The 8,473-nt window shown below is 61.5% G+C and carries 12 protein-coding genes; 11 read left to right on the top strand and 1 reads right to left on the bottom strand.

Going from position 1 to position 8,473, the window contains the following annotated elements; genetic code table 11:
* A partial coding sequence (locus H5U38_09285; protein MBC7187213.1) for an MscL family protein occupies nt 1-94 on the bottom strand: 94 nt, incomplete at its 3' end.
* A gap of 277 nt (nt 95-371) precedes the next feature.
* On the opposite strand from H5U38_09285, the gene H5U38_09280 reads away from it, so the two are divergent.
* The 11 genes from H5U38_09280 to H5U38_09230 all read left to right on the top strand — a co-directional run.
* Nucleotides 372-1,781 (top strand): GHKL domain-containing protein, encoded by a 1,410-nt coding sequence (locus H5U38_09280; protein ID MBC7187212.1) that lies wholly within the window; start codon nt 372-374, stop codon nt 1,779-1,781.
* Complete coding sequence (locus H5U38_09275) at nt 1,741-2,202, top strand: response regulator (GenBank protein ID MBC7187211.1); 462 nt, start codon at nt 1,741-1,743, stop codon at nt 2,200-2,202. Before H5U38_09280 ends, H5U38_09275 begins: the two co-directional genes overlap by 41 nt.
* A gap of 310 nt (nt 2,203-2,512) precedes the next feature.
* Entirely contained in the window at nt 2,513-3,187 is a 675-nt protein-coding gene (locus H5U38_09270; protein ID MBC7187210.1) for an FAD-dependent thymidylate synthase, read from the top strand.
* Between the two features lie 22 nt (nt 3,188-3,209).
* Nucleotides 3,210-4,076: a lipoyl synthase gene (gene lipA / locus H5U38_09265; GenBank protein ID MBC7187209.1), complete on the top strand. Its 867-nt coding sequence runs from the start codon at nt 3,210-3,212 to the stop codon at nt 4,074-4,076.
* Complete coding sequence (locus tag H5U38_09260; GenBank protein MBC7187208.1) at nt 4,073-4,579, top strand: acyl-CoA thioesterase; 507 nt, start codon at nt 4,073-4,075, stop codon at nt 4,577-4,579. Before lipA ends, H5U38_09260 begins: the two co-directional genes overlap by 4 nt.
* The gene (locus H5U38_09255) at nt 4,566-5,654 is read left to right on the top strand and encodes a hypothetical protein (GenBank protein ID MBC7187207.1); all 1,089 of its coding nucleotides are present in this window, start codon (nt 4,566-4,568) and stop codon (nt 5,652-5,654) included. Before H5U38_09260 ends, H5U38_09255 begins: the two co-directional genes overlap by 14 nt.
* 4 nt (nt 5,655-5,658) lie before the next feature.
* Nucleotides 5,659-6,273: a peptide deformylase gene (def, locus tag H5U38_09250; GenBank protein ID MBC7187206.1), complete on the top strand. Its 615-nt coding sequence runs from the start codon at nt 5,659-5,661 to the stop codon at nt 6,271-6,273.
* 40 nt (nt 6,274-6,313) lie between these two features.
* Entirely contained in the window at nt 6,314-6,787 is a 474-nt protein-coding gene (locus H5U38_09245) for a hypothetical protein (GenBank protein MBC7187205.1), read from the top strand.
* 71 nt (nt 6,788-6,858) lie between these two features.
* Nucleotides 6,859-7,167: a hypothetical protein gene (locus H5U38_09240; protein MBC7187204.1), complete on the top strand. Its 309-nt coding sequence runs from the start codon at nt 6,859-6,861 to the stop codon at nt 7,165-7,167.
* 40 nt (nt 7,168-7,207) lie between these two features.
* A complete protein-coding gene (locus H5U38_09235) occupies nt 7,208-8,149 on the top strand; it encodes an ROK family protein (GenBank protein MBC7187203.1) in 942 nt (313 codons plus the stop codon).
* A gap of 148 nt (nt 8,150-8,297) precedes the next feature.
* Nucleotides 8,298-8,473 (top strand): D-cysteine desulfhydrase family protein (locus tag H5U38_09230; protein ID MBC7187202.1); only part of this gene is annotated, 176 nt, incomplete at its 3' end.

Genomic DNA, 8,473 nt, shown 5'->3' with positions numbered 1-8,473 from the left:
TGACGATGGAGCCAAACGCGGCTCCCACGACGATTCCCACCGCCATGTCCACCACGTTGCCACGCATGATGAACTTCTTGAACTCCTGCAACATAGCTTCTCCCTCCTTGTGCGTGCACCCAGACGGCTCGCCGAAGGCAATGTAGCGACTTCTTTTCTCAAACGCAAGAGGAATCTGTGCCTTCGGGGGTGAGTCCCGGGGGAGGCATCTCCAACTCCTGTTTTTGCGCAAATGCCCAAGTGGCGTTGGAGGGGTCCCGGTTCCAGTTGCTGGATGTAATCTCCCGCCTATTTCCCGCTTGAATATTGCAGAAATATTTCGCATATTACCAGCCAAAGGCGAGCGGCAGGCCACACACGCAATGAGGCCCATGACAGTCAGCACGACAACGTCCGACGCGAAAAGCCCCGATCTGTCCTGGCTGATCAGCACGTACTTTTCAGACCCTTTGCGACGGATTCGCCTACGCAAGGGCGAAAGGCTCATGGTACAGGGGGGGTACAATGACCGCCTCTACCTGGTGCTAAAGGGCGTGCTCGTCGGTTGTGTCAGGGCTCCAGGCGGGGGGCAGTATGAACTCTTCCGGGCGACGCGGAACAAGTTTGTGGGGGTGTACAGTTTCTTCTCCCGCACCTTTGTCAGTTCGGCGACCGTGATCGTCGAGCGCGATGCCGAGGTCGCCTACATTGACCAGCACCAGCCGGTAAAGGACCCTTCAAGGGGAAGCTCCTTGTTTGAGCAGTTCATGCCGGTGGTGGTCATGGACCTGAAGTACCGGCAGCAAAGGGAGTTGCAGATCGCCCGGGAGAAGGAACGAGCCTTGCGCCGCTTGATCCACACCGAGCGTCTCGCTTCCCTTGGGCAGATGGCAGCCGGCATCGCGCACGAGCTGAACAACGCGGTGGCCGTACTGGAGCGGAACACCGAATGGCTGCGGGAGAACCTAATTCGCGCCCTGCGCGAGCAGTCGCCAGAGCAGCTTGAGTACTTCCGTCTGGGCCTGGAAAAGGGCCGCTGGCAGTCCACACGCGAAGTGCGGCAGCAGGCGGAGGTGCTGGAGCGGGCCTACGGCCTGAGCACCGAGGCCGCCCACAAACTTGCCGAAACGGGTCTTTCCGCCGAGCAACTGGCCCGCTATGGCAAACACCTCCAGGTTGTGGCTGACGTGGTGCATTACTACTGGCAACTTGGTGCTACCTTTCGGGACATGGCGGTGGCAGCGCAACACGCCGCACACGTGGTCAAGTCCGTGAAGTACTTAGCCACGCAGGAAACCGCCATCGAGCCAGACTTGGATGTGAACAAGTCGATCGGCGAGGCACTCATCTTGCTGAGCAGCCCATTGCGCAAGGTGGACCTGAAGCTCAACTTGGGGGAGCTGCCGCCCATCGCCGCCAGCAAGGGCGAACTGGTGCAGGTGTGGAGCAACCTCATCCGCAACGCCGTCGAAAGCCTTGCCACCGACAGCACCAAAAGGGGCGAGGTCGTCATCACCAGCTGGGCTACCGACGAAGTGGTTCATGTGTCTGTCCAGGACAATGGCCCAGGCATACCCAAGCACATGCTGCCAAAGATTTTTCAGCCAAACTACACGACCAAGGAAAAGGGTTTGGAATTTGGTTTGGGACTGGGGCTGACCATCGTCGAACGGATCGTCCACAACTACGGCGGTCGTGTGAGCGTGCAATCCCGCCCTGGTAGGACCGTGTTCACCGTGACGTTACCGATCAGAGGAGGCTATGGAGAAGCTAAAGGTGCTCTGCATAGACGATCAGCGTGAGGTGTTGGCTGCCTTGCGCAAGGACCTGGAGCCGCTTGCTGCGGTCTGTACCATCATCGAATGCGAATCAGCCGCTGAAGCCGAGGAGGTGTTGGCGGAGATGGAGCGCAGGGGGGACCACCTCGCACTGATCATCTGCGACCACATCATGCCCGGCAAGAATGGCATTGACCTGCTGGCAGAGTTGACGCAGGCCGGCCGTTTTCCCAACACGAAGAAGCTGCTCCTCACCGGGCTTGCCACGCACGAGGATACCATCTACGCCATCAACGAGGCGCACATCGACCGCTACGTGGAAAAGCCGTGGGACGCGAGCCAGTTGCAGCAATCGGTGAAGATCCTTCTCACCACCTACTTGGTGCGGTCGGGCCTGGAGTACCAGCCGTATCTTGAACTGCTGGACAAGGCGAGCGAGGGCTGAGACCAGGGATGAACATGCTGCCGTCAGACAGTCTCTTGCCCCCGGTGGCGCGCAGGGATGCAGGGCACACGTCCCTGCACCGTTGCCCTGGGCCTCTCGACGACCTATGGCCGGCGAGCGCACTTTTTCCGCCGTGATGGTCGGTCCCGCAGCCGGGCCCTTGCCACCTTCGTTGGAGCCTAAGGTTTTCGAAGGGATTTGCCCGGACATTGTGCAAGTTGTCCACAACGCGAAGACGCGCCGTACAGCCGAGGAACGTAGCGTGACGGAGCAAGAGAGAAAGCCTGGAGACATTGTCTCGGCGGGGACGATCATCCACTCGGTCCTGGATCAGGGGTTTGTCCGCCTGGTAGACTTTATGGGTGGGGACCAGGCGGTGGTGCGGGCAGCCCGTGTCTCGGTGGGGCAAGAGAGCAAAGGGGAGCTCAAGGACCGACAGCTCATTGACTACCTCCTCAGCCATCGTCACGAGACGCCGTTCGAGCACAGCGTTTTTACTTTCCACATCAAGTGCCCCATTTTCGTGGCCAGGCAATGGTTCCGCCACCGAATGGCCAGCTACAACGAGATCTCCGGCCGCTACACGCGGCTTGAGCATGAGTTTTACGTCCCCGAGCGGTTGCGCAAGGAGAGAGGCCCGGACTATCAATTCGAGCTCCTGCCTGAAGAGGACAGCGAATTGTTGCGACAGGAGATGGTGGAGCATTATCGGCGGAGCTATGAGCTTTACCAGAGGCTGCTCGCTCAGGGTGTAGCCAAGGAGCATGCTCGGATTGTCTTGCCCTTGGCTCTCTACACGCAGTTTTACTGGACGGTAAACGCCCGCTCCCTCATGAACTTTCTCAGCCTGCGGGCGGAGCGTCACGCTCAAGAGGAAATTCGCGCCTACGCGGAGGCCATCATGCAAATCTTTGCGGAGAAAATGCCATGGTCCTGCGAGGCGTTTCGCAAGTACTATCTTCCGTCCCGTCAGGCGGCGGAATAGCGGGAGGACGGTCCAACACAGCATGAGCCGCATTCGACACGAGACGAGGCGTCCCCAGTGGTTGAAGGTTAGGCTTCCCAGCGGGGAGGGGTTCCGCGCGGTGCGCGCCTTGGTGGAAAAGCATAGGCTGCACACCGTCTGCCAGAGCGCCCGTTGCCCCAACATTGGCGAGTGTTGGGCGCAGCGCACGGCCACCTTCATGCTTATGGGGGATGTGTGTACCCGCGCTTGCAGATTCTGCGCCGTGGGCCACGGGACGCCGCTCCCCTTGGATGGCGACGAACCGCACCGGGTAGCAGAGGCAGTGGCACTTCTTGCTCTGGACTATGCGGTTATCACCTCGGTCACTCGCGACGACTTGCCAGATGGAGGAGCGAGCCATTTTGCCGCCACCATCAGGGCGGTGCGCGCGCGACGACCCGATTGCAAGGTCGAGGTGCTCATCCCCGATTTCGCGGGTTCCCCAGAGGCGCTCAACCAGGTGCTTGCCGCCGCTCCACACGTGCTGAACCACAACATCGAGACGGTGCCTCGGCTCTATCCCGTGGTTCGTCCACAAGCGGACTATCGACGTTCCGTCCGCCTGCTGGCCCAGGCCGCCCAGGCAGGCCTCGTAACCAAGTCCGGCCTGATGGTGGGTCTTGGCGAGACCAGTGAGGAAGTGTTGGCAACCATGGCTGACCTCCGCGGGGCCGGCTGCAGCATCTTGACGATCGGCCAATACTTGCAGCCGACCCCTCAGCATCTGCCGGTGGACCGCTTTGTGCCGCCGGAGGAGTTCGAGCAGCTGCGCGCCACAGGACTGGCAATGGGGTTCGCCCATGTGGAAGCGGGCCCATTGGTGCGCAGTTCGTACCATGCCGCCCAGCAGGCGGAGGCGCTGTCGTGAAACCCGAAGGCGCCATCGACATCAGATGCAGTGAAGCCGAGACGGTCCTGCTGGCCCTCCCGGCAGACGCGAATAGCATCGGCAGCGTGTTCGGGGGCAGGATTCTGCAGATTATGGACATGGTGGCTACCATTGCCGCCAGGCGCCATGCTGGCACGCGGGTGGCCACGGTCGCGGTGCACGAGGTCCGCTTCTTGAAGGCCATCAGGGTTGGGCAAGTCGTGGTGTGCAAGGCGAAAGTGAACAGGGTGTTTGGCAGTTCCATGGAGGTGGGCGTCAAGGTGTGGGCGGAAGATACCTATGCTAACACCGTTTACCACGCTTGTTCCGGGTACCTGACTTTCGTAGCGCTCGGTGAGGATGGGCGCCCGAAGAGGATTCCCGACGTGGCCATCCACACCGAAGAGGAGCGCCGGCGGTGGGCGCAAGCCGAGGAGCGACGCCGCCTCCGCACCGGGGTGGTGCAAAAAGGAAGGGAGAATATGGCGCATGGACAGGAGTAGGCCCCTCTTGCCACCTCTTGGCAAGATTGATTTCGACTTTTTCGACAAGGTGATCTTTCCGCGGTTGGGTGCCAAGGATGCCAACGTCCTGCTGGGCCCGCGCCATGGCGTGGATTTTGGCGCCCTGCGCGTCGGGGAACATGTGCTGGTGTTCTCTTCCGACCCGGTCTTTATCCAACCCTCTCTCGGCTGGCAGCGCGCTGCGTGGTTTGCCTTGCACATCTTGGCCAGCGACGTGGCGGTGAGCGGCATTCCTCCGTCGCACCTCACCATCGACCTCAACCTGCCGCCAGAGATGGACGAGGAGGTGTTGGAAATCATTTGGGACACCATCCACTCTGAGGCTGCCAGGCTGGGCATCGCCATTGTGGGCGGCCACACCGCCCGCTATGCCGGCTGCTCTTATCCGATGGTAGGCGGGGCCACCATGTTCGGCGTGGGACGGCCGGAGCAACTGGCCGACCCGCGCAACGTGCGGCCAGGGGACCTGGTGCTCATCACCAAGGGTCCGGCGGTGGAAACCACGGGCTTGATGGCCGTGCAGTTTCCGGAGTTTATCGAGAAGGAACTCGGTGTGGCTGCGGTGCGCCAGGCCCAAGATGTTTTCTACCAGATGTCGGTGGTCAGGGACGCGCGCGTTGCCTCCGAGACAGGTGGCGTGGTGGCCATGCACGATGCCACCGAATGCGGTGTCCTCGGCGGCCTGTTCGAAATGGCTGTGGCGGGGAACTATGGCTTGCGCGTGGACAAGGACCGCATCGTCATGCAGGAGATTGTACGCAAGACGTGTGCTGTCTTTGACATCGACCCGTACAAGGCCATCAGCGAGGGCACGCTTATCGCCATAGTGCGCAAAGAGCGCGCCGAGGCAATCGTACAGGCGCTGCGCAGTGAGGGGATTGCCAGCTCGCTTGTGGGCGAAGTCTTGCCTGCCGAAGAGGGCTTGACCATCGTCGAGGCCGGTGTTGCGCGGCCGTTGCATCACCCGAGGGTTGATCCGTTTTGGACGAGGTTCGAAGAGTATCTGGCCATGCAGCGACAAAGGCAGAAGCAGGGCGTGAAGGAGCAGGGGTGAGGGCATGGAGGAAGGCAGACTCCTGCAGGTGAGAGTGTACGGCGATCCGGTGCTGCGCACGCCGGCCGCGCCGGTGGAGGAGATAGACGAAGTCCGCCACCTCATCCCGTCTATGGTGCGCACCATGCGCGAGGCGGATGGGGTCGGACTGGCAGCAAACCAGGTCGGTGTGCCCAGGCGCATCATCGTTGTGGCCTTTGAGGAGCAGTTGCACGTCCTGATCAACCCGGAGATTGTGAGCTGGAGCGCGCGCACCAATGTCGACTCAGAGGGGTGCTTGAGCCTCCCTGGACTGCAGGCGCAGGTGGAACGCGCCAACAAAGTGGTCGTGCGCGGGCTTGACCCCGAAGGGAGGCAGGTGGAATTGGTCGCGCGCGGACTGTTGGCCCGCATCTTCCAGCACGAAATCGACCACATCGACGGCATCCTCTTCATCGATCGCATGCAAGATGGGTCCCTGCAGTGGATCCGAAGGCGCGAAGGCAGTGATGAGGTCGACTACATCGACACCGACCTGGGCGAGGTGAGGCGCTCTTTCCACCAGCGCTACCACGCCGGCAGGGACGACGTGCAGTTCGAGCGCCGCCCTGAGGTGCTGTTGCATCGACCCTGGGAGTGATAGTTGCAGAGAGCAGACTGGAATTAGCGAGGAGAAAGCCATGGGACACCTGTTCTATGCCAACGAGATCGTCAAGATGAACATCACCGAGGAGCAGAACGGCGCAGCGTACTACAGCGCGCTCGCTAAAAAGGCCAAGTCCAAGAAGCTGCGTGAGGCGGCTGCCCGGATTGCCGAGCAGGAGCGCCACCACGAGAAGCTCTTCACCGAGCTCCTGGAGCGCCTGGGCGAACCCGATGTGGCAGAAAGCTATCCTGGGGAGTACGACGCCTATGTGAAGGCGCTGCTCAACTACAAGATTTTTCCTGATGCCGAGGCTGCAGCGGCCATGGCCCAGGAAAAGTCAGATGTCGACGCCGTCAAGCTTGCCATTGAGACCGAGCGGAACACGCTGCTGCTGTTAGAGGAACTGCGCAAGCATGTCCCCGACGCCCAACGCAAGCATGTCGATGTCACCATCCGGGAAGAACAGCAGCACTTGGCCGACTTGAACGCCATTCTGGCGGAACTGTAAGGCGCCCTTCTTCCGCTGGGTGACAAGCGCTTCGCAGCCATTTCCTTGGTGCAACTCCGGAGGGAAGACCCGTGGCAAAGGAACGCCCTGTCTACGTTCGCAAGCTGTCCGATGAAGAGGTGCGGGGGCAGTACCTTCTGGTGCAAAAGGGGAGCTTGGAGCTCTTTCCCGCGCCGGGTAAACCGTTCAAGTTGAAGGTGGGTGGCAAGTATCATGAGGTGGCTGTGGCGGCAGTGGAGTGTTGGAGCATGGGCCCCCGCAAGCCGACCAGGAGCTATCGCATCGACTTGCGACCATTCGTGGGCAGCGTCCCTCTGCGCTATGGGCACAAGATTACTATCGAGAAGGTCAAAGAGGGGTACTACGAGCTCAAGGCGTAATGGCTTGTTCGCGCAGGAAAGGTGAAGGTGGAGTGGCGCCATGGACCTCATCGTAGGGCTGGATCTGGGTGGAACCTTCCTCAAGTCGGCCTTGGGGGACACGAAAGGCCGCCTCTTGCAGAAAGCGAAGCGGCCTTCTGCGGCGACTGCCCCGGCGGACGTCATCTTCGATAACATGTTCGCCGCCGTGGAGGAACTGCTTGGGGCAGCCGAGCAGCACGGGGGCGTGGTGCGAGCCATCGGGGTAGGCAGCCCAGGGGTCATCGATGTGGACAGGGGGCGACTGGTAGGGCAGAGCCCAAATCTCCCGCACTGGGCAGACGTGGAGATTGCCGAGAGGATGGCCCGCCATTTCGGCCTCCCCACCTTCGCGGACAATGATGCCAATCTGATGACCTTAGCAGAGGTGACCGTGGGCGCAGCCAAGGGGTGTCGACACGCGGTGTGCCTGACCGTGGGCACGGGCATCGGCGGTGGGCTGTACCTGAACGGCGAAATCTACCGCGGCAGTCATTTTGCCGGCGCCGAGCTCGGCCACACCCTGGTGGAGTTCGACGGTCGGCCTTGCCCGTGCGGGGGGCGCGGCTGCTTGGAGCAATATGCCTCCGCGCCAGCCACTGTGCGAGAGTATCTGGCACGGCTTCAGGAGGCCGGAAAGTCGGTGCCCCCCGAGGCAGATGCCAAGCTCGTTTTTGAACGGGCCAAGGCGGGCGAACCGGAGGCCTTGGCCGCAGTTGAAGTGACCAGCCAGTACCTCGGCGCCGGCATCGCCAGCTTTGCCAATGCCCTCAATCCGGAGATGGTGGTCATCGGTGGGGGAGTTGCCGATGCCGGCCCATTCTTCATCGACCGGGTGGCGCAGGCGGTCCGCGAAAGGGCCATGCCCACCGCCTGGAAGGGCCTGAAAATCCGCCCGGCAGAGCTTGGCAACGACGCCGGAGTGATCGGGGCCATCCTGCTTGCTGCCCAAAGTGTGAGCTGAACATCCAGGGCGCTGCTGTGAACGGCAGCGCCCTTTTAGCTTGTCTTGGTTCTCTCCCTGGGGGAGGACGCCAGGTGCCGTCCTGGACAATTCCGTTCCCTCGGGACTGCAGAGCCTGTGGCCAACAGTCGACAGAGGAGGTTACGCCGTGCCTTTCACGTTCCCGCCCCGCGTGTCACTTGCCCATCTTCCTACCCCTGTGCATCACCTTCCCCGGCTGTCCCACAGCTTGGGAGGACCTGACATCTACCTCAAGCGGGACGATTTGACCGGATTTGCGCTGAGCGGCAACAAGGTGCGCAAATTGGAATTCGTCATTGTCGA

Source organism: Calditrichota bacterium (assembly GCA_014359355.1).
GTDB lineage: Bacteria > Zhuqueibacterota > Zhuqueibacteria > JANLFK01 > Oleimicrobiaceae > Oleimicrobium.
This window is presented reverse-complemented; position numbering and strand designations above follow the sequence as displayed.

Bases quoted from the DNA above. Each gene is read 5' to 3' on its own strand.
- H5U38_09280 (MBC7187212.1), top strand. From the start codon at position 372: ATGACAGTCAGCACGACAACGTCCGACGCGAAAAGCCCCGATCTGTCC.
- H5U38_09275 (MBC7187211.1), top strand. From the start codon at position 1,741: ATGGAGAAGCTAAAGGTGCTCTGCATAGACGATCAGCGTGAGGTGTTG.
- lipA (MBC7187209.1), top strand. From the start codon at position 3,210: ATGAGCCGCATTCGACACGAGACGAGGCGTCCCCAGTGGTTGAAGGTT.
- H5U38_09255 (MBC7187207.1), top strand. From the start codon at position 4,566: ATGGACAGGAGTAGGCCCCTCTTGCCACCTCTTGGCAAGATTGATTTC.
- def (MBC7187206.1), top strand. From the start codon at position 5,659: ATGGAGGAAGGCAGACTCCTGCAGGTGAGAGTGTACGGCGATCCGGTG.
- H5U38_09245 (MBC7187205.1), top strand. From the start codon at position 6,314: ATGGGACACCTGTTCTATGCCAACGAGATCGTCAAGATGAACATCACC.
- H5U38_09235 (MBC7187203.1), top strand. From the start codon at position 7,208: ATGGACCTCATCGTAGGGCTGGATCTGGGTGGAACCTTCCTCAAGTCG.